This window comes from Xanthomonas sacchari (assembly GCF_040529065.1).
Taxonomy (GTDB): Bacteria; Pseudomonadota; Gammaproteobacteria; order Xanthomonadales; family Xanthomonadaceae; genus Xanthomonas_A; species Xanthomonas_A sacchari.
This window is the reverse complement of the sequence record NZ_CP132343.1, coordinates 903408-923241: the sequence shown is the minus strand read 5'-3', so window position 1 is coordinate 923241 and position 19834 is coordinate 903408. Positions and strand designations below refer to the sequence as shown.

The window sequence follows — 19834 nt, the reverse complement described above, 5'->3', positions numbered from 1 at the left end:
CAAATTCTGCAGGCGTGAACTGTCCTGCAGCCGCGACGCGCGACGTGGCGCGCTTGCCGATGGCGCAATGCGTCGGGACTGAAGTCCCTCCCACAGTTCACCCAGCCAACAATCGCGCGTTCCGTCACACGTGGTTCCGCAGCGCCGTGGGCCATTCGCCGAGATGGATGTGCACATGTGACGCCCGCCTGACGTCGCTCCCGCAGGGATGCGCTGGGCATCCTTGTGGGAGGGACTTCAGTCCCGACGACGGAGGGTGTCAGTCGGGTTTCGGCGTCGCTTGTCGCGGCTGTACGACAGTTGACGCCTGCGCCGGTCTCCGCGCGGCGCGCGTCCTACTCCGGCACGTACGGCGAAGCCAGCACCTGCGGGCGGCGGCCGAGGCCGGCGCCGAGCCGGTCGAGCACGAAGCGCACGTAGAGGTTGGTGCTGAACTGGGTGTAGTCGCGGGCGTTGTTCAGCAGCAGGCGGCCGCCCAGGAACAGTTGCGGGGCGATCTGCCACTCCGCCGCGCCGGCGATGTTGTAGGACATGCCGGTCTTGCTCTGCCCGGCGTAGACCGGCGCGACGTAGCGGTCGGTCAGCCCCAGCAGCGCGGCCAGCGAGGCGGCGTCGTAGGCGGCCTGCTGCATCTGCGCGCTGGTCGGGAAGTACGGGCTGTCGTCGCTGCGGAAGTGCTGCACGCCGACGCTGGCGTCCACGCTCCAGTTGACCGTGCGCCCGGCGGTGCGCCCGCTCCAGTGCACCGGGAAGCCCAGGTCCACGTAGTCCTGCGGGCTGAAGTAGCCGCCCTGGCCGTAGGTGTAGCCGCCCAGGTTCTTGTCGTACTGCATCGCGGTCAGGTTGAGGCCGGCGGTCAGCGACTGGTTCTCGGTGTCCAGCGCGTGCACGTACACGCCCAGGTCGACCTGGCGGTGGTCGTTGCTGGCGACGTTGCGGCCGACCAGGCGGTCGGCACTGGCGCTGGCGTAGCCGCCGAGCAGGCCGTTGTCGAGGGTGGCCGACAGGCGCAGGCCGTTGCTGGTCACGCCGCCCCAGCCGAGCCCGGTGCGGCCGTCGTCGACGCCGCCGAAGGACAGCAGGCTGTCGCTGACCGCGCGCCGGAACACCTCGCCCGAATAGGTGAGGTTGTCGCCGGCCTGGCCGCGATAGCCGACGCCGCCGACGATGCGGCGCTCGGGGAAGCCGACCGGGGTGCTGCCCAAGTCGGCGCTGAAGCCGCCGTTCTTGTAGGTCACCGCCATGCCGACGCCGCGCGCGTCCTGGTCCATGCGCCGCGCGCCGTTGCCGTTGGCGGCCATGGTGTACAGCGCCTGGCTGAAGCCGGCCGGGGTCAGCGCCGCGGCAGTGGGGTTGGCGGCGAGGTTACGGAAGCGGGCGATGTCGGCGGTGCTGAGATCGGCGCTGCGCGAGGCATCGCCGAGGATGGCGCTGGCCAGCGTGCCGATCGCGGTGTCGGCGGCGGTGTTGCCGAGCAGGAACGCCGACAGCGGTTCGGCGTACAGCGCCTGCAGCGCCGCTGCTTCGCGCTGCGCGTTGGTCAGCGCCGGGTCGGTGTCGTTGAACAGCTTGTTGTACAGCCCGCTGTTGACCGCGTAGGTGCGCAGCGCGTTGCGGGTGGCGTTGCTGTTGCCCTCGGTGAGCAGCAGTTGGTACAGGTCGCTGCCGACCAGGCTGTCGATCGGCGTGCGGTCGGCGGCCAGGGCATCGCCCATCGCCGCGGCGGGGCCGGCGCCGAAGCGGCTGGCGGTGGCGTAGTCGGTGCCGAGCGTGCCGGCGTCGAGCAGGGTCGGGGTGACGTCGACCTGCAGCTTGCCCTCGCCCACCGCGAATTCGCCGTGCAGCGGCACTTCCAGATCGCGCAGCCGGCCCAGACCGGCCTCGCCGTCGCGAGCGCGGTAGCTGGCGCCGGTGGCGAGGCTGTCGCTGTTCTCGGCCTGCACCTCGCGCAGTTCGTCGAGCACGCTGGAACCACCGGCGGCGGTGGCCGGCGCGGCCGGCTGGCGCAGGGACGTGCGCGGCGCGGCGGCCAGCAGCCCGTCCTCGTCGGGCAGCGCGCGCGGCGCGGTGCGGGTGGTGGTGGCGCGCTGGCCCGGCACCGGCAACGCGGCCAGGGCCACGCCCGCAGCGCTGGCGCTGGCCGGCGGCGGCAGGTCGTCGCCGGCGCTCATCGCCGGCGCGGACGCCGGCAGCGCGGACGCCGCGTAGGCCGGGGCCGGCACGCCGCCGCCGAGGCTGTCGGACACTACCGCGGCGCTACGCGGCATGCGTCCGTTCATGCCGGCGAACGGATTGAGCGGGCGCCCGGCCGCGGCGTAGGACGCCGGGCCGTTGGCGGCCGGCAGACCGTTGTCGTACTGGCCGGATTGGCGCGCCTGCGCCGCCAGCGCGGCACGGAAATAGCTCTCGGCTTTGCGGTTCTTGCCGGCGCTGCGGTACACGCGCCCGGCAGCGGCAAGCACCTGCGGCGAATCCGGCGCCTGCGCCAGCGCGCGCTGCAGGTAGTCCTCGGCGCTGTGCAGGTCGCGCAGCGCGGCGGCGGTGTTGGCCGCGGCGATCAGCGTGTCCAGGTCGTTGGGCGACTGCTGCAGTTGCTGCTGGTACAGCACCAGCGCCTGGCGCTGATCGCCGGCAGCGGCGTACAGCCGCGCCAGCGCGGCCACCGCCTGCGGATCCTGGTTTTGCTGCGCCAGCAGCGGCGCCAGCGCGTCGTAGGCGGCTTCGAGGTTGCCGAGTTCGCGCAGCGCATCGACCTGGCGCAGCACGTAGCCGCTGCGCAGCGCCTGGTAGCGGCGCTGCTGTTCGGCGCTCATCTCGCTGTCGCGCAACTGGCGCAGGGTGGCGGCCAGTTCGGCGTCCTGGTGCGCGCGCAGCAGCACGCCGGCGTACTGCAGGCGCGCTTCGGTGGAGGGGTTCTGCGCGACCAGGCGCTGCGCCAGGGTCAGCGCGCGCTGGTTGCTGCCGATGTCGGCGTAGGCGCCGGCCATCGCCGCCAGCAGCGCCGGCTGCTCCAGCGCCTCGCCCAACGCGGCCTCGGTGCGGCCGAGCAGCAACTGCGCTTCGCCGCCGCGGCCCTGCTGTTGCAGCAGGCGCGCCTGGGCCGCCTGCTGTTCCACCCAGGCGGTGTTGCGCAGCGCGCTCATCTCGGCGGTGCGCGCACTGGCCGGGATGCGCTCCAGGCTGGCGTAGGCGCCGGCCCAGTCGCCGCGTTCCTGCGCCAGCAGCGCATTGGCGTACAGCGCCTCGGGCATGTCGCCATGCACCGCGAGCAGGCCGTCCATGACGCTGCGCGCCTGGTCGGGACGCCCGGCCTGCTGGTACAGCCGCGCCAGGTCCAGCCGCACCCACGGGTCGCCCGGGTTGTCGACCATCGCCTTCTCCAGCTCGCTCTGCGCGGTGACGGTGTCGCCGGCCTCAAGCGCCTGCTGCGCGCGGGCGCGCTGCAGGTTGGCTTTCAATGCCGACTCGCCGCCGGCCTGCTGGCGCTGCGCCGGGCTGAGCCTGGCGAACAAGGCACTGGCCTCGTTGGCACGGCCCTGGCGGCTGTACAGGGCGATCAGGCCCTGCAGCGCGCCGGCATCGTCGGCGTGCAGGCGCAGCGCCTCGCGGTAGCTCTTTTCGGCGGCGGCGGCATCGCTGGCCGACTGCAGATCGCCCAGCAGCGCGTAGCCGGCAGCTTCCTCGGGCTTGAGCTTGACCGCCTGCTGGACCAGGCGCAGCGCGGCGTCGGTGTCGCCGCGGGTGCGCGCGGCCTGCGCCTGCTGCAACTGCAGCCAGTAGCGCGCGCTGTCCAGCGCGCTGCGCCACTTGCCGTTGGCGGCCGCGGCCGGGCGCAGCAGTTCCTGCGCTTCGCCGAAACGCTGCTGGCGCAGCCGCACCGAGCCCAGCCCGCCGAGCGCCTCGGCATCGCGCGGACGCGCGCGCAGCACCTGCGCGAAGCGCTGCTCGGCCAGGGCCAGGTTGCCGGCGTTGAGCGCCTTGAAGCCCTCGCCCAGCTGTTCGCCGGCCGGATCCCCGCCGCCTTGCGCGCGGCGTTCCTGCAGTTGCGCGGCCTTCTTGGCCACCTCGGCATCGTTCGGATTGGCGGCCAGGAACGCCTGGTAGAGCGGCGCATCGGAAAGGCCAGCGTTGAGCCACAGCAGGGCCTGGCGCCAGGCGGCGCGGGCCGGGCCGGCGACATCGGTGCGCTTGCTCAGCGTGGCGAGCTGGGCGATGCCCTCGCGCCGCGACGGTTCGCGGTAGGTCAGCACCTGCGCCAGTGCCAGCGCCGCGGCGGTGTTGTCCGGCTGCGCGGCGGCCAGGCGGCGCAGGCCGTCGCGGGCGCCGTCCCAACCTTGCGGGGTGCCGGCCAGCGCCTGGTAGTACTCCAGCGCCAGCGAGTCCGGCGGGCCCTTGCCGTCGAACAGTGCCTGGTAGGCGCGCACCGCGTCCACGTAACGGCCGGCGGCGGCGGCGCGGCGTGCGTTACGCAGGTCGGCGTTGTCGCCGGTGCCGCCGATCGACATCGCCAGGCGCTGGGTCTGCGGCGCCTGCGGATGCGCCTTCTGCAGCTGTGCCAGGCGCTTGCGCGCATCGGTCTGACGGCCCTGCGCCAGGTCGATCTGGGCCAGGCCGAGCAGCGCGTCGGGCTGGTTCGGATCGACCTGCAGCAACTTGCGCCAGGCGTCGGCGGCGAGATCGTCGCGGCCCTGGTCGTGCCAGTAGTTGCCCTGGCTGACCAGTTGCTGGGTGGCGCCGGCGTTCTGCGCCTGCGCGCTGCCGGCGAGCAGGCACAGGTCGATCATGCCGGCCAGGTACAGGGGCTTGAGGTTCATGCGGAGCATTGGGTTCTCCAGGCGGGCTGCAGCGCGCCGTCTGCGGAAAAGCGGTAGCGGTTGTCGAGCCAGGCGCGTCCGAACAGGATCAGCACCCGGTCGTAGTAGGGAAGCCGGGCCGCGGCGGTGTCGCCGGGCGCGGGAATGCGTTGCGCCTGCGCCTTGAGCAGCGCCGGTTCGCGCAGCGCGCTCAGGTACGGCAGCAGCGCCGCGGCGAAGCCGGGCGGCGCCTGGCCGTTGCCGACGCCCTGGCGGGTGTCGATCTTCTCGTCGAGGCGGCCCTGTGCGCGCAATTGCTGCAGCGGGCCGGACAGGTCGTCGAGCAGCGTCTTGCGCAGCGGATCGGCGGCATCGAGCATGCCGGCCCACAGGTACACGCGGATCGCGTCGTAGCTGCCGATCGCGCCCTTGTCCGGATCGACGCCGAAGGTGCGACCGTCCCAGGCGATCCAGTCCGGTGCGAACCCGACCGGCGCACTGTCGCGCAGCATCCGCGCGCTGCGCGTGGCCAGGCCGGCCCACGGCCCTTTCGGATCGACCGCGGCGAAGCGCCGCAGCAACTGGATCGGCAGGTAGCTGGGATTGAGCGTCCAGCGCTGCGGCTGGACGAAGCCCTTGGCCGCCGGCAGCAGCATGCTGCCGAACCCGGGCAGCTCGGCCAGCTCGGTGCGCCGCACCAGCGCCAGCATCTGCAGGCCGGCCTGGGTGTAGCCGGGCCGCTGCCACAGGCGCCCGGCCTCGATCAGCACGTAGGCGATCCACAGGTCGGCGTCGCTGGCGCTGTTGCCGTCGAGCACACGCCAGCTGCCGTCGCTGGCGCGGCCCCACAGCCAGGCCGGCAGCACCTGCTGCGGGCGGCCGCCGCACAGGTTGTGCCGGGTCCAGCCGAGCACGCGCTCGAACAGCACTTGGTCGTTGGCCACCAGCGCGAAGAACAGCGCGTAGGACTGGCCTTCGGAGGTGCTGCGCTGGTCGGCGTGCTGGAAATCGATCACCCGCCCGCTGGCATCGAGATGCTTGGCGACGAATGCGGTCCACTCGCGCCACGGCGCGCAGGCCGGCGCCACCGCCAGCGCGGCGCGCGCCGGCGGCAGCAGCGTCGCCGTACCGGCGGCGAGCAGGCCGCCGAGCAGGCGCCGGCGTTGGCCGGTGTGTGCGTTCACTGCCCTTCCTGCAGCCGCGCCGCCGAATGCCGGCGCAGCACCACGCGCGCAGCCAGCGCCAGCAGCACGCTCAGCACCACCACCGCCAGGCCGAGCAGCAGCGGATGCTGCGAGAAGTACCAGCGCGCCCAGGTCGGCAGCGGCAGGTGGCCGACGTAGTAGGTCTGGTTGCCGGCCAGGCTGCGCACCTTGCCCTTCTGCAGCAGCACCACGCTGCCCTGGAAGTCCTTCAGCGTGGCCGGCTCCAGCCAGGCGTCGAAGAAGTCCTCGACGCTGGCCGGATCCTCGGCCAGCAGCGCGACCACGCTGCGCCCGGCCTTCAGCGGCGACTGGAAGCCCATCAGCACCACATCGCCGGGCGCCGGCTTCACCGCGACCTCGGCGGTGGTCGGCAGATCGGTGCGGCGCGCGTCGAACGAGAGGAACCCGGGCAGCTTGTCGAGCACCCAGTCGCTCATCGAGAAGCGCCGGCCGCTGGCGCCGTCGCCGATCGGCAGGGCCGCGCTCCAGCGCTGGAACAGCGGCTGCGAGCGCAGGCTGCCGAACACCAGCAGGTCGCTGTCGGCGTGCTTGTCGACCTCGGCGGCATGGATCAGGGTCACCCGCAGCGCCGGGTAGCCGGTGGACGCGCCGAGCCGGCCGAGCAGCGTCAGCAGGTTGGCCATGTCCTGGTCGCCGATCTCGTCCGGCACCACCACGGTGGACTCGGACAGGTCGGCCAGGCGCGTGAACGGGAAACCTGCATTGCCGAACGCGGCCAGGTTCGGCATCGCCATGTAGTGATGGAACGAGCGCAGGTCCACGCTGGAGTCGGCATCGATCGCGCCGGACACGTCGGGGAAGGTGTTCTTGCACGCCTGCGCCTGCGGGCGGTCGAAGAAGAAATGGAAACGCAGCTGACTGTTGGCCGAGAACGGCCCGGTCGGCAGCAGCAGTTGCTGCTCCACCGGCATCGCGCCCTTGGGCGAGAGTTCGTGCCACCAGCGCAGCGGCAGCGACTCGGCGTAGGCGTGGCCGGTCAGCGGCAGCGTGGTGACGAAGGCGTCGTTGATGCTGACGTTGAGCGCGGACTTGTTCTGCGTCTCCGGCACCGTGTAGCGGTAGCGCAGGTTGACCGGGATGCCGTCGCGCTGCCACACGAACAGGTCCGGCGGCAGCTGCAGGCCGACCCGGATCAGGTCGGGGTGGTAGCCGCTGACGTTCAGTTGCGAGGTCTGCGCCACCAGGTCGCCGAAGCGCACCGGCCGATCGCTGGAGATCCAGTTCGGCGCGTCGTAGGGCTTGCGCGGCTGCGCCTGCTTGAGTTCGCCGATGCGTGCCACCGGGCCATTGAACGGCGTGCCCAGGCTCAGCGCGGTGGCGGCCTGCTGCAGGTCGTTGTCGTCGCGGCCCAGCACCAGCAGCAGCTTGCCGGTGGCATCGCGCGGGTTGGCGATCATCGCCAGGGTCGGGCCGGCGATCTCGCTCAGGCCGGCCTGGGTCGCCGCCAACTCCGCCGGCAGGGTCGCGGCGGTGGCGAACAGCACCGCATTGCCGGTGGCCGGCACGTCGCCGATGGACACGCCGAACGCGGCGCCGCGGTAGCCGGCCTGCGCGCCGAACCAGGAGGCGACGATGCCGGCGCTGCGCAGCGTGGCCAAGTCCGGGCGCTGCGGGAACACGAACGGCAGTTCCAGGCGGCGCGTATCGCGCTTGTCGTAGAACGGCACCGGCAGCAGCGCCAGGTCGTTGCGCAGCACCAGCGGCGTGGCGGTCAGCGACAGCCGCGTGGCCGGATCGATGTTGGCCCACAGGCTGGTGTGGTCCGGATCCTCGCAGTCGCGGGTGTAGTGGCCGATCAACTGCAGGTTCAGCCGGTTGTAGTCGCTGATCAGGCGCGGATCGATCGGCACGTCGCTCTGCTGCAGCCTGCCGGCGTTCTCGCGGCTGACCGGCAGGGTCGCCACGGTGACGCCGTTGACGCTGACCTTCAGATGCGACAGGTCCGGCAGCAGCGCGGGCGAGTAGCTGTAGACCAGGTGCAGGTTCGCCGCCTGCACCACTTCGTCGGTGCGGGTGCTGAAGGCGATACCGGCGCTGCCCTGGATGCCGCGCAGGGTCATCTCGTAGTCCACACCCAGTTGCTTGAGCGTGGCCGAGCGCTCGCGTTCGGCCGGCGACGGCTGCGGCGTGGCGGTCGCGGCGTCGGCGGGCGCCGGTGCGGTGGCGGGAAGGGTCGGCTCCTGGGCCAGGGCGAGGCCGGAGAGGACCGTGAGACAGCACGCAGCCAGGGCGGGTAGACGCATCGACGGCAACCGGAGGGAAGTGAGAGAGAGGAAGGAACGCGACACGACGTAACGACGACTCACGGCGCAGCCTCCTCGCCGGCGGTGCGGCCGCGCCAGCCGCTGCGCGCGCTGCTGGCGACGTGCTGGCCGAGGCGCTTGAAGCCGCGCATGCTCGCCGCGAACACGCGCCCCAGCGACACCCAGAAGCGGTCGCGGTCGTGGCGGCCCCACTGCGACACCCAGATGTCGGCGCGGGCGAAGGTGCAGGCCACCAGCCAGCGCTCCTGCTCGATCGACATCGGCCGGAACTGGATGCTGATTTCGCCGTCGCGGTCGTGGCGCACCATCGCCGGCAGGCGCTTGGAACTGCCGCGCTGCGGCAGCGCGATCTCCACCGGCAGGTCCGGCTCCACCGGCACCGGCGCGAGCAGGCGCAGCGCCATGCCGCCGGTGGAGAAGTTGACCGTGCGGCAATCCAGTTCGCGGCCATCGGCCAGGTGCAGCGTGGCCGGGATGTCCAGCGGCACGCGGTGCGAGCGGCGCACCTGGCGCATCTCGCTGGCGGTGGCGATGGTGGCGCCGAGCAACAGCACGTTGTAGGCGGTCCAGGCCAGGTTGAACCAGATCGTCTGCGCCTCGCCGCCGGCCTGCACGCTGAGCAGGCGCATCACGCCCGCAGCCAGGCCGGCCAGGTTGAGCACCAGCAGGAACAGATACGGCTTGGCGATCTGTCCGTCGAAGTAACTGCGCGGCACCAGGCCGCCCTTGGGGGTGACGTTGAACTTGCCGAGCTTGGGATTGAACAGCGCCACCAGCGTCGGGCGCAGGATGTACCAGGCCAGGGTGGTCTCGTAGACCTCGTTCCACAGCAGGTGGCGGAACTTGCCCTGGGTGCGCAGGTTGGTCAGGTTGGCCTGCAGGATGTGCGGCAGCGCGTAGGCCAGGATCATCAGCGCCGAGGCGTGGATGACGTGCGCGCCGAAGAACAGGAAGGCCAGCGGCGCGGTGAGGTAGACGATACGCGGCAACCCGTAGAAGAAGTGCAGCATCGCGTTGGCGTAGCACAGCCGCTGCGACAGGCGCAGGCCCTTGCCCAGCAGCGGGTTGTCCAGCCGCGCGATCTGCGCCATGCCGCGCGCCCAGCGGATGCGCTGGGCGACGTGGCCGGACAGGCTCTCGGTGGCCAGGCCGGCGGCCTGCGGCACTGCGATGTAGGCGCTGCGGTAGCCGCGGCGGTGCAGCTTCAGCGCGGTGTGCGCGTCCTCGGTGACGGTCTCCACCGCCACTCCGCCCACTTCCTCCAGCGGCTTGCGCTTGATCACCGTGCACGAACCGCAGAAGAAGGTGGCGTCCCACTGGTCGTTGCCGTCCTGCAGCAGGCCGTAGAACAGCTCGCCCTCGTTGGGCACCTTGCCGTGGTTGCCGAGATTGCGCTCGAACGGATCGGCCGAGAAGAAGTAGTGCGGCATCTGCACCACCGCCAGCTTGGCGTCGCGCAGGAACCAGCCCATCGCCACCTGCAGGAACGAGCGCGTGGGGATGTGGTCGCAGTCGAAGATCGCCACGTACTCGCCGCTGGACTTCTTCAGCGCGGCGTTGATGTTGCCGGCCTTGGCGTGGAAGTTGTTGGTGCGGGTGACGTAGTGGATGCCGACCTGCGCGCAGAACGCGCGGAACTCCTCGCGGCGGCCGTCGTCGAGCAGGTAGATGTTGAGCTTGTCGGCCGGCCAGTCCATCACGCTGGCAGCGAGGATGGTCGAGCGCACCACCGACAGCGGTTCGTTGTAGGTGGGAATGAACAGATCAACGCTGGGCCATTGCTGCTGGTCGGCCGGCAGCGGCAGCGGCCGCCGGTTGAGCGGCCACAGCACCTGGAAGTAGCCCAGCGCCAGGATCACGAACGCGTACAGTTCGGCCAGCAGCAGGCCCAGGCCCAGGCTCAGGTCGATCGGGCTGCTCATGCCCACGGTCTGGGTCAGCCGCCACCAGATGTAGCGCGAGGACACCGCCAGCGACAGCGCCATCATCACCAGGATCGCCAGGCGGCTGCCGCTGCGCCGCAGCAGCATGGCCGCGGCGAACACCACCAGCGAGAACAGCAGTTGCTGCGGCACATCCATCGGAATGGCGACGACGAAGACCAGCAACACGGCGCCCAGCAGCCATAGCGACCAATTGGCCAGGACATGCAGCGGGCGCGCGGCACGCGACGCGGAGGCAGCGCTCATCGGCGATTCCTAACAAGGGGAGGAGGTCGGCGCGCGGTCTTCCCCACCGCGCGGCGACGGCAAACAGGTGCGGCGCCCGCAGGCGCCGCGTGACATCAACGATTCAAGAAACGCTTGAGCGGTCCGCCCGGCGCCGGCACGGTGGCCTCGCGGCCGACCTCGAGCAGGCGCTGGAACAGCTGCTGCAGCGGCGTGCCGGTCGCGGCGGCCGTGCCGGCAGCCGGCGCAGCCGCCGCCGCTGCGGCGGGCGTCATCGGCAACGTCGCAGCAGGCACCGGTGCGGCCGGCCTGGGCTCGATCGCGGCGCGTACCACCGACAACACCGGCGCCGGCGCGGCAGGCAACGGAGCGGCAGGCGCCGCTGGCGGCGCGGCGGCCGGTTCGGCGGCGCTGAGCCGGTCGGCGGAGAAATCCTGGTACGCGGTGGCACCGCTGCTGCCGAGCTTGGCGAACAGGCTGGAGACGTCGTCGCCGGTTTCGGCACCCGTCTGCTTGGACTTCTTGGACATGACGCCCCTCATGACGATCTGAAAATAATCGGTCGCTACCGCCGCGCTCAGCCGGCCCTGGCCAGCACCAAACGCCGCAGGTCTTCGTTCCCGGACGACAACGCACGCACGCCCAGGCCGGATGACATCCCCACCTGCACGAACCATGCCTGATATACCCCCTCCAGGAACCCGTCGGCACCGCTGGCCTGCCCGGCCAGGCCGATGTGCAGCGGCGAGCCGGCGTGCAGCAACTCGACGCGGTCGGCGTGCTCCTCGAAGCGCGCGTAGCCCCATTCCAGCCGGTCCCAGACGCGGTTGGCCGCGTCCTCCAGTTCCTGCAGGGTGCTGCAGGCGCCGACCGGGTGCTCGACCGCGAAGCGGCGGCCGATGCGCGCCATCAGCAGGGCCAGGTCCTCGGCGCCCAGTTCGGCGGCGAATTCCTCGGCCAACGCGCGCAGAAAACCGCGCCACTGCCGCGAACAGGCGTGGGTGCGGTAATGGCTCTGCAACGCGTGAACGCTCATCGAGGAAGTCTCTGGCCAGGGACGGAACGACAACGGCGTAGCGGCTGTGGCGCCTCAGCCCGGCCGTTGGTGACCGTCACTATTGCGACACAGTTCTCACTTTGCAATGCAGTGTATCTCACTCTTTCTTCACAGCAAAGCCCTCGCATCCCGAAATGCGACCGCTGCCCGGCCGCCAGCGGTCGGCGCGCACGGGCCGGCCATTCCCGGCTCAGGGCTGCTCCTCGGCCGGCACCTGGAACACCTGCCGCAGGTAGGCCAGATAGGCGGGGTCGTCGCACAGGGTCTTGCCGGGCGAGTCGCTGAGCTTGGCCACCGGCTGACCGTTGCAGCGGACCATCTTGATCACGATCTGCAGCGGCACCAGGCCCAGGTCGTTGGTCAGATGCGTGCCGACGCCGAACGCCAGCATGCAGCGGTCGCGGAAATGCGCGTACAGCCGCATCACCTTGTCGATGTCCAGCCCGTCGCTGAACACCAGGATCTTGCTGCGCGGATCCACCCGGTGTCGCTGCAGGTGCGCCAGGATCCGCTCGCCCCACTCGAACGGATCGCCGGAATCGTGGCGCATGCCGTCGAACAGCTTGCAGAAGTACAGATCGAAATCGCGCAGGAACGCATCCAGGCCGACCACGTCCGACAGCGCGATGCCGAGATCGCCGCGGTACTCGCGCGCCCACGACTCCAGCGCCGCCGCCTGCGAATCGCGCAGCCGCGGCCCCAGCGCCTGGAACGCCTGCAGGTACTCGTGCGCCATCGTGCCCAGCGGGGTCAGGCCGTAGCGGCGGGCGAAGTACACGTTGCTGGTGCCGACGAACTGCTTGCCCAGGGTCTGCTGCAGCACCGGCAGCAGTTCGCCGTGCCAGGCGCGCGAATAGCGGCGGCGGGTGCCGTAGTCGGCGATGGCGCAGTTGTCGTAGCCCGGAGTGTCGCGCAGCAGCGCGATCTTGGCCTGCAGGCGGCGCAGGCCTTCGGCATGGTCGGCACCGCCGGCGTTGCGGAACCACACCTCGTTGACGATCGCCAGCAGCGGCACCTCGAACAGGATGGTGTGCAGCCACGGCCCGTGAATGCGCAGCTCGATCTCGCCGGGCACGCTGGTCGAGGCCTGCAACTGCAGGTACTTGCGGTCCAGGTGGAACAGCGCCAGGAAATCGACGAAGTCCGGCTTGATGAAGCGCATCGCGCGCAGGTAGTCCAGCTCGTCCTCGCGGAAGCGCAGCGCACACAGCGCGTCGATCTCTTCGGAGATCTGCGGCAGGTACTGCGCCAGGTCGATGCCCGGGGTGCGGCACTTGAAGCGGTATTCCACCTGCGCGCCGGGATGCTGATGCAGCACCGCCTGCATCATGGTGAACTTGTAGAGGTCGGTGTCCAGCAGCGAGTCGATGATCATCCGCCGATTATGCGCTCAGTGCGTTGCATGCCCCGTCTTCGTGTTTTTCTGTGGGAGCGTCAGCCGCGACCGGGCGTTTCCGATAAGGTGCGGCCGCGGCTGAAGCCGCACAATTCAGCCATGGTGACAACAAGTGCAAGAGCAAAGCTTTCGCCTTGCGGCGAGTTACTTTTCTTTGCTCGCGCAAAGAAAAGTAACCAAAAGAAAGCGCGCCCTGCCTCGCGCCCTCCGCGCTAACGCGCTCCGGGTCCGCGTCCATCCCGGGGATCCGCGGAAGGGGCATCCTGCCCCTGCCGCGGACGGCGCACATCCATGTGCGCCGCCCTGCGGGTGTTTCCCCGTGATGGCCGCCGCTTCGGAAGGGAACCCGGTAAGTCAAAAGCAAAGGCAACAGCCAAAGCCAAGCGACTGCGACTCCCAAAGGACTCGCGGTGATCGATGTCCGGGCGCGATGTGGGAGGGACTCTCGCCGCCCTTTTGTGGGATCAGTCACGACGGCTTCCGAGGTCAGATCGTCCGCCTACTCCGTTCGTCGTGGTTGCATGACAGTTGACTCCTGCCAAGGGCGAAGCGCGCCCCTGATCCCTGACCCTCACCGCTTCAGCACCGCCTGCGCCGGCTTGTGCTGCACGGTGAAATCGCTGTCGCGCGCGCCACCGGCGTCCGGATCGGTGTACCAGCACCACAGCGCGATGCCGGCGATGCGCGGCTGCGCGTCGAGTACGTCGCGCCACTCGCGCAGCACCTGCGCCTGCAACGCGGTGTCGACCTCGGCCGTGCGTTGCTCCGGGCTTTCCCATGGCGCCGCCAGGCTGCCGTGCGCCGAGCGCAGGCCCAGCTCGGCCACCCACACCGGGCGGCCGCTGCGCTCGCCCAGCGCCTGCACCCGCGCCGCCGCCGCGCGCATCTGCGCGCGCCGTTGCTCCGGCGCGGCGGCCAGCGCCGGATACAGGCTGGTGCCGACGAAATCGAAGCGGTCCCAGTAACCGAAGCGCTCGGCCTGCTCCAGGCCGTCGGCGACATAGCCGATCGGGCCGCGGTAGATCTGGCGCACCGCCGCCAGCAGCGCCGGCCACTGCGGCGCATCCTGCAGCTGGCGCAGTTCGGTGCCGACGATCAGCGCGCTGGCGCGTTCCTCGGCGGCGACCTGGGCCAGTTGCAGCAGCGCGCGCCGATAGGCCGCGAACCAGGCATCGCGATCGGCCGGCGCGGCCTCGCCGGCCCAGTGTCCGGGAATCCACAGATGCACCTTCAGCACCGGCTGCAGGCCGGCGGCGCGCATCTGCCGCAATCCGGCGCGGACCAGCGCCGGGCTGCTGTCGCTGCCCAGCACCGGGGCCGAAGACTGCGGCGACGCCTGCCAGACGAAGGCGACCAACAGCGCACGCGAAGCGCCGGCCTCGGCCAGTTGCCGCAGCGACTGCTGCGCGGCGCGGCTACCCCACGGCGCCTGCGGCGACACCTTGACGTTGGCGCCCATCCACGGCGGCGCCGGCGCCGCACTGCAGCCGCCGGCGCTCAGCGCCAACAGCAGTGCGGCCAGCAGTCTCACGGCAATCGGCGCCATACCCGGTAGATGCCCTGGTGGTAGACCAGACTGTAGCCCGGCAGGCCCTGCTGCCATAGCTGCGGGAAGCGCCGGTTGAGGCTGTCCAGCGCGCCGGCCTGGCTGGCCGGGTCGCTCACCACCACCTGCGCCGGCATCCGCCGCGGATCGACCAGCGCCTGCTTGAAGCGCGGGTCGAACGGCAGGATCAGTTGCCTGGCGTCGCCGCGGGCGACGATCACCGGATAGCTGGCGCGGTCGTCGAGCAGGGTCGGCAGCCGCGCCTCGGCCAGCCACGTGCCCAACTGCGCGGCATCGGCATGCCGCGGCGGCGCCGGCGCCTGCAGCGCGGCGATCCAGTCGCGGGTGGTGGAGGTGGCGGTGCGGGCGATCACCCAGCCGCTGGACACCGCGCCGGCCAGCAACAGCGCCAGGCCCAGCCAGCGCGCATTGCGGCGCAGGTCGCCCAGCACCAGCGCCGCCGGCACCAGCAGCAGGGCCAGGAAGTCCAGCGGCTGCGCGCTGAAGTGCGCCCAGGTGGCCAGCGTGCCGGCGCCGAGCACGGTGGCGGTGGCGGCGAGCACGCTGCGCCAGGTGTCGCCGTCGCGGGTGTGGCGCAGCAGCAGCAACAGCGGTGCGCTGACGATGCCGGCCAGCAACAGCCACAGCGGCGGCCACCACGGCCGCGCCGCGGCCTGCTGCAGCCACGGCTGCAGCGCCGCCTGCGCCGAGATGCCGCGGAAAGCGGAGGTGGCGTCGCGCACGAACAGCAGCGGATCGCCGAAGAACATGTAGTTGAGGTACATCCACGCCCCCACCGCGAACAGGAACGGCAGGTAGCACACCAGGTAGAAGGCCAGCGGCGCCTGCCGCATCAGCCGCGGCGGCGCGATCAGGAACAGCCACGGCGCCAGCGCAAGCGCCAGGAAGCAGGCGCGTTCATCGACGAAGAACAGCAGGCACAGGCTCGCGGCCAGGCGCAGGTAGGCGAAGGCTTCCGGATCGTCGCGGAAATGGCGCAGCGCGCGCGCGGCCACGTAGAACACCAGCAGGCCCAGGCCTTGGTTGTTGCCGGACAGGGTGGGCCACAGGAAGAACGGCTGGATCACCACACCCGCACTGAGCGCCCAGGCCCAGCCGCGGCCCAGCCCGGCGGCGATGTCGCGCCACAGCAGGGTCACCAGCGCCGCCCCGGCCAGCACGTCGACCAGGTACGGCAGCAACGGCGTGGACAGGCCCGGCAGGCCGCCGATCAGCACGCCCAGGTACAGCGAGGCCTGCGCGTACAGGAATCCCAGGTACTCGATGCGGAAGCCGGCCGCGTCGCGCAACAGCAGCAGCTTGGCGTACTGCGCCATCGCGTCGTCGCTCATGTAGCCGTGCGCGAGCAGCCGGTGGCACAGCAGCGCCAGCAGCGCCGCGGTGAACACGAACACCGCGGTGCCGCGCGCGCGCGGCGGCGCGTCAGTCGTCGAGCGCGGCGCGGCGCTCTTCGGCCATGTGCTTGCTGATGCCATGGGTGGTCTTTTCCCAGTAGAACGGGTTGCGGATGAGCTGCCACAGGCCCTTGTAGGCGGCGATGGACTGCAGCAGCCAGTACAGCGGCACGGTCAGCGCGTAGGGCGCCAGGCGGAAGTAGTCACGCTTGAACGCCGCCACCAGGGTCATGTAGATCAGGAAGCCGTTGCCGAGCAGCAGGTTGAGCAGGCTCAGGTACAGCAGCGCGGGTGGGAAGAACGGATCGAAGAATTTCGAGCCCACCGCCAGCCACAGTCCGTAGCTCAGCCACATCAGCGGCGCGGCCAATGCGGTGAAGAAGGTGCCGCCGACGAACAGTTGGAAGCCCCAGAACCCGCGCACGCCGGTAGAGCGGTACAGCTGCACCGGGTCGCGCATGTGCACCAGCCAGGTCTGCATGTAGCCCTTGAGCCAGCGCGAACGCTGCCGGATCCAGTTCGGAATGCTCACGTTGGCTTCCTCGAACGTGGTCGAGTTGACTACGCTGACCCGGTAGCCCTGCTGGGTCAGGCGCACGCCCAGGTCGGCGTCCTCGGTGACGTTGTACGGGTCCCAGGCGTGGACCTTGCGCAGGATGTCCAGGCGGAAGTGGTTGGAGGTGCCGCCGAGCGGAATCGGGATGCGCAGGGTCTCCAGCGCCGGCAGGTAGAAGTCGAACCACAACGTGTATTCCAGCGTGAACATGCGCGTGAGCCAGTTCTCGTCGGCGTTGTAGTAGTTCAGCCGCGCCTGGATGCAGGCCACGTCGGCCGGCGACTTGCGGAACGCGGCGACCACGCGCTTGAGCTGGTCCGGCTCCGGCTTGTCCTCGGCGTCGTAGATGGTGAGCATCTGCCCGCGGGCGAAGCGCAGCGCGTAGTTGCAGGCCTTGGGCTTGGTCTTGGGCTGCGACGGCGGCACCCGGATGATCTCGAAGAATGCCTCCAGGCCCAGTGCCTTGGCCGCCTCGATGGTCTCGGTGTCGTCGGCCTCCAGCACCAGCTTCACGTCCAGCTTGGAGGTCGGGTAGTCGAGCCGGCGCAGCGCGTTGGCCAGGATCGGCAGCACGTCCGGCTCCTTGTACATCGGCACCAGCACCGTGTAGACCGGCAGGTCCTCGTCGCCGAGCGCGGCCACTTCCTCGTCGCTGACCTTGATGTCGATGCGGCGCCGCGCACCGCGCCAGGCCAGCACCAGCTTCAGCCCGAAGGTGGCCAGGAACGCCACCGCGATCAGCGTGTTGAGCGCGATCAGGGTGACCAGCGGCCACAGCGCCAGGGCCGCGGCCAGCACCACCGTGAGCGCCACCAGGAACACCGACTGCGCGCGGGTGATCACCTGCCGCGCCGAATGCTCGGGCGCATGTTCGGCCAGCAGGTTCAGCGCGTCGTGGGTGAGCTGCGCGTCGGCGTGCTGCTGCAGGCTCCAGACGATGTCGAACTTGGAGGTGCCGACGAAGCGCACCTGCTCGCCGTAGGTGGCGCGCGCCCAGGAAAAGGTCTCCGGGCCGGGATCGGCCACCGCCAGCACCAGCTGGCCGTCCTCCTCGCGCCACGGCAGCACCAGGCGCTGCGCGTAGTCGGCCAGATGCTCCGGCTGGAACAGCGCCGGGTCGATCGGCTGCTTGAGCAGATTGACGAAGTGCAGCCCGAAATGCTCCGCCAGCACGGTGTAGAAACGCAGGGGCGCAACCCCGCGCTGGGCCAGCACCACGTCGCCCAGCCGCGAGCGCCAGCGCGCCTGCAGCGACAGCGCGTTCTGCAGCTGCGGCGGATCGATCACCCCGGCGGCGACCAACGCCTCGCCGATCGGCGCCTGCAGGCCGCCCTCGGTCGGCAGCCGCCCGAGGCGGCCGGGGACGCTCGCCTCGGCGGCGACGCTCTCGTGTTCGCCGGACACGGCTAGAACCGCCACCAGGCGGCCACGAACGGACCGCCCGCGCCGCCGGTGTTGCGCCCGGCTACCGGCTGCTGGTAGCCGAGCTGCAACTGCGTGCCGCCGGGCAGCGTGTACAGCACCGAGGCCTGCAGCTTGCTGAAATCGAAGTTGTTGCCGCGGATCGGCGTGTTGTCGCCGGGCGCGTAGATCCGGTTCGGCCCCTTGCCGTTGCCCAGGCTCTGGATCACGTTGAACTCGCCGATCAGCATCCAGCGCGGCGCCAGCGCCACGCCGCTGGACACGTCCAGCCGCGCCTCGTCGGAGGCGTCGCCGCCGCGCAGCCGCACCGCCGTGCCCAGGTCGACATAGCCGTCGTGCTCGCCCAGGCGATAGCCGCGGCCCACGCTGTAGCGCAGCTCGGCGCCGTAGTCGCCCTGGCCCAGTGCCGGCCGCTCGCCATCGCGCTGGCGCGCATACGCGGGCACCAGCGCCAGCACCTGCAGCGCGCCCTGCCAGGGGCCATCGCGGCCGTCCGGGTCGAGCCGGTAGCGCAGGCCGATTTCCTGATCGGACCAGCCGCTGCTGTGGCGGTCGCCGTAGCCGCTGTCGTTGCGGTAGCCGACCTTGCTGAAATAGAAGTTGCCGACCAGGGTCAGGTCCGCGCTCAGCCCGTATTCGCCGTAGAGATTGAGCTGGTCCTGGCGGCTGCGCCCGGCATCGGGGAAGTTGCCGGACTGGCCGTGGCTGTTGAACACCGCGCCGCCATCGGTGTGGCTGGCCTTGAGGATCACCAGCCCGTGGCCGGCCTCGTCGACCCAGGCGCTGGCCCAGCAGGGGCCAGCCGCCAGGGCGAGCAGCGCCAGCGTCAGCCGCGCGCGGCGCGCAGGCGTGACGCGGCGGGCACCGGGCAGGGGCACAGCAGACGCGCAGGCACGCGCGTGGGTGCGCGGACGCACGCCGTCGAAATCATGCATGGTTGAGTTCCTGGTGGGGGTCCCCCGAACCGGAAAGCAGGCGCGGTCCAGGAGGAAATCGGCGGAACACGTCATTTGTTAAGTGACGCACTTCCCAATATAGCGAATTTATGCTGCCATGCCGCACGCGCGCGCGGCGCGCGCCGATTTCGTTCAGCCTGGGCGGCGCCAGCACAGCCGGGCGAAGGTGACCCAGGCGTGCAGCCAGATCACCGCCCAGACCGCCGCCCGCACCGGCCACGCCCGGCTGGGCGCCTCGAACTTGCGGAAGTAGCGCCACAGCCCGCGGTGCTTGTGCCACTCGACGAACCACGGCCGCTTGCGGCTGGACACGCCGCGCACGTGCAGCACGCGCAGGCGGTTCAGTACCGCCACCGTGGCCCCGGCCTGGCGCACCCGGCGGCACAGGTCCAGATCCTCGGCATGCAGCCGGTAGCCGGCGTCCCAGCCGCCGATGCGCACGAACAGCGCGCGCGGCAGCAGCATCAGTGCGCCGGACAGCGCCGGCACCGGCTGCAGCGGTTGCGCCGGGTCGGCCGCCAGCGCCAGCCGCGAGCCGGCCAGCGGATGCCGCAGCATCGCCGCGAAGTCCGGGTCGCGGCGGCGCACCGCGGCGTCGGCTCGGCCGTGTTCGTCGACCTGCTCCACGCCCAGTAGCGCCTCGCCGAGCGCGGCGGCCTGCGCGCGCAACTGCGCCAGGGTGTCGGGTTCGACCATCAGGTCGGGATTGACGAAGGCCAGCCACGGCGCGTCGCTGGCCGCGGCGCCCTGGTTGCAGGCGGTGGCGAAGCCGGGATTGTCGGGATTGGCGATGAAGCGCACCCGCGCATCGTCCAGCGCATGCCGCTGCACCAGCGCCAGGGTGTCGTCGCGCGAGGCGTTGTCGACCACCCGGATCTGCGCCACCTCGGCCGCCGCGCGCAGGCGGTGCAGACAGGCGTCGATGGTGCTGCCGCTCTCGTAGGTCACCACCACCACGGCTATCTGCTGTTCGCTCATCGGCCGATTATCCCGCATGCGCCGCCCGCCACGCGCGCAGCAGGCATGGCGGCGGCG

12 protein-coding genes are annotated in these 19834 nt (G+C 71.0%); all 12 read right to left on the bottom strand.

The features are described from left to right. Positions 1-335: 335 nt before the first annotated feature. A complete protein-coding gene (locus tag RAB71_RS03965; protein ID WP_104609556.1) occupies positions 336-4823 on the bottom strand; it encodes a cellulose synthase subunit BcsC-related outer membrane protein in 4488 nt (1495 codons plus the stop codon). After that, positions 4811-5977 (bottom strand): cellulose synthase complex periplasmic endoglucanase BcsZ, encoded by a 1167-nt coding sequence (bcsZ, locus tag RAB71_RS03960; protein WP_010343619.1) that lies wholly within the window; start codon positions 5975-5977, stop codon positions 4811-4813. Before bcsZ ends, RAB71_RS03965 begins: the two co-directional genes overlap by 13 nt. Continuing rightward, positions 5974-8262, bottom strand: a complete 2289-nt coding sequence (bcsB, locus tag RAB71_RS03955) for a cellulose biosynthesis cyclic di-GMP-binding regulatory protein BcsB (RefSeq protein ID WP_010343618.1) — start codon at positions 8260-8262, stop codon at positions 5974-5976. Before bcsB ends, bcsZ begins: the two co-directional genes overlap by 4 nt. Positions 8263-8321: 59 nt before the next feature. Next, positions 8322-10472, bottom strand: a complete 2151-nt coding sequence (gene bcsA, locus RAB71_RS03950) for a UDP-forming cellulose synthase catalytic subunit (RefSeq protein ID WP_010343617.1) — start codon at positions 10470-10472, stop codon at positions 8322-8324. A gap of 95 nt (positions 10473-10567) precedes the next feature. Then, positions 10568-10981: a hypothetical protein gene (locus RAB71_RS03945; protein ID WP_104609555.1), complete on the bottom strand. Its 414-nt coding sequence runs from the start codon at positions 10979-10981 to the stop codon at positions 10568-10570. A gap of 47 nt (positions 10982-11028) precedes the next feature. Continuing rightward, positions 11029-11487: a cellulose biosynthesis protein BcsD gene (locus tag RAB71_RS03940; RefSeq protein WP_010343616.1), complete on the bottom strand. Its 459-nt coding sequence runs from the start codon at positions 11485-11487 to the stop codon at positions 11029-11031. Positions 11488-11698: 211 nt separating this feature from the next. After that, positions 11699-12883, bottom strand: coding sequence for a nicotinate phosphoribosyltransferase (pncB, locus tag RAB71_RS03935; RefSeq protein ID WP_010343615.1), 1185 nt, complete (start codon positions 12881-12883; stop codon positions 11699-11701). A gap of 592 nt (positions 12884-13475) precedes the next feature. Beyond that, on the bottom strand, positions 13476-14441 hold the full coding sequence (locus RAB71_RS03930; RefSeq protein ID WP_167397489.1) for a glycosidase-like protein: 966 nt from the start codon (positions 14439-14441) through the stop codon (positions 13476-13478). Continuing rightward, on the bottom strand, positions 14432-15946 hold the full coding sequence (locus tag RAB71_RS03925) for a hypothetical protein (protein ID WP_041499664.1): 1515 nt from the start codon (positions 15944-15946) through the stop codon (positions 14432-14434). The genes RAB71_RS03930 and RAB71_RS03925 overlap by 10 nt, the downstream gene beginning before the upstream one ends. Further along, the gene (locus RAB71_RS03920; RefSeq protein WP_234006496.1) at positions 15894-17765 is read right to left on the bottom strand and encodes a glycosyltransferase family 2 protein; all 1872 of its coding nucleotides are present in this window, start codon (positions 17763-17765) and stop codon (positions 15894-15896) included. The genes RAB71_RS03925 and RAB71_RS03920 overlap by 53 nt, the downstream gene beginning before the upstream one ends. Before the next feature lie 62 nt (positions 17766-17827). Beyond that, entirely contained in the window at positions 17828-18778 is a 951-nt protein-coding gene (locus RAB71_RS03915; RefSeq protein ID WP_104609554.1) for a hypothetical protein, read from the bottom strand. A 153-nt stretch (positions 18779-18931) separates the two neighbouring features. Continuing rightward, entirely contained in the window at positions 18932-19777 is an 846-nt protein-coding gene (locus RAB71_RS03910; RefSeq protein WP_010343608.1) for a glycosyltransferase family 2 protein, read from the bottom strand. Positions 19778-19834 lie beyond the last annotated feature (57 nt).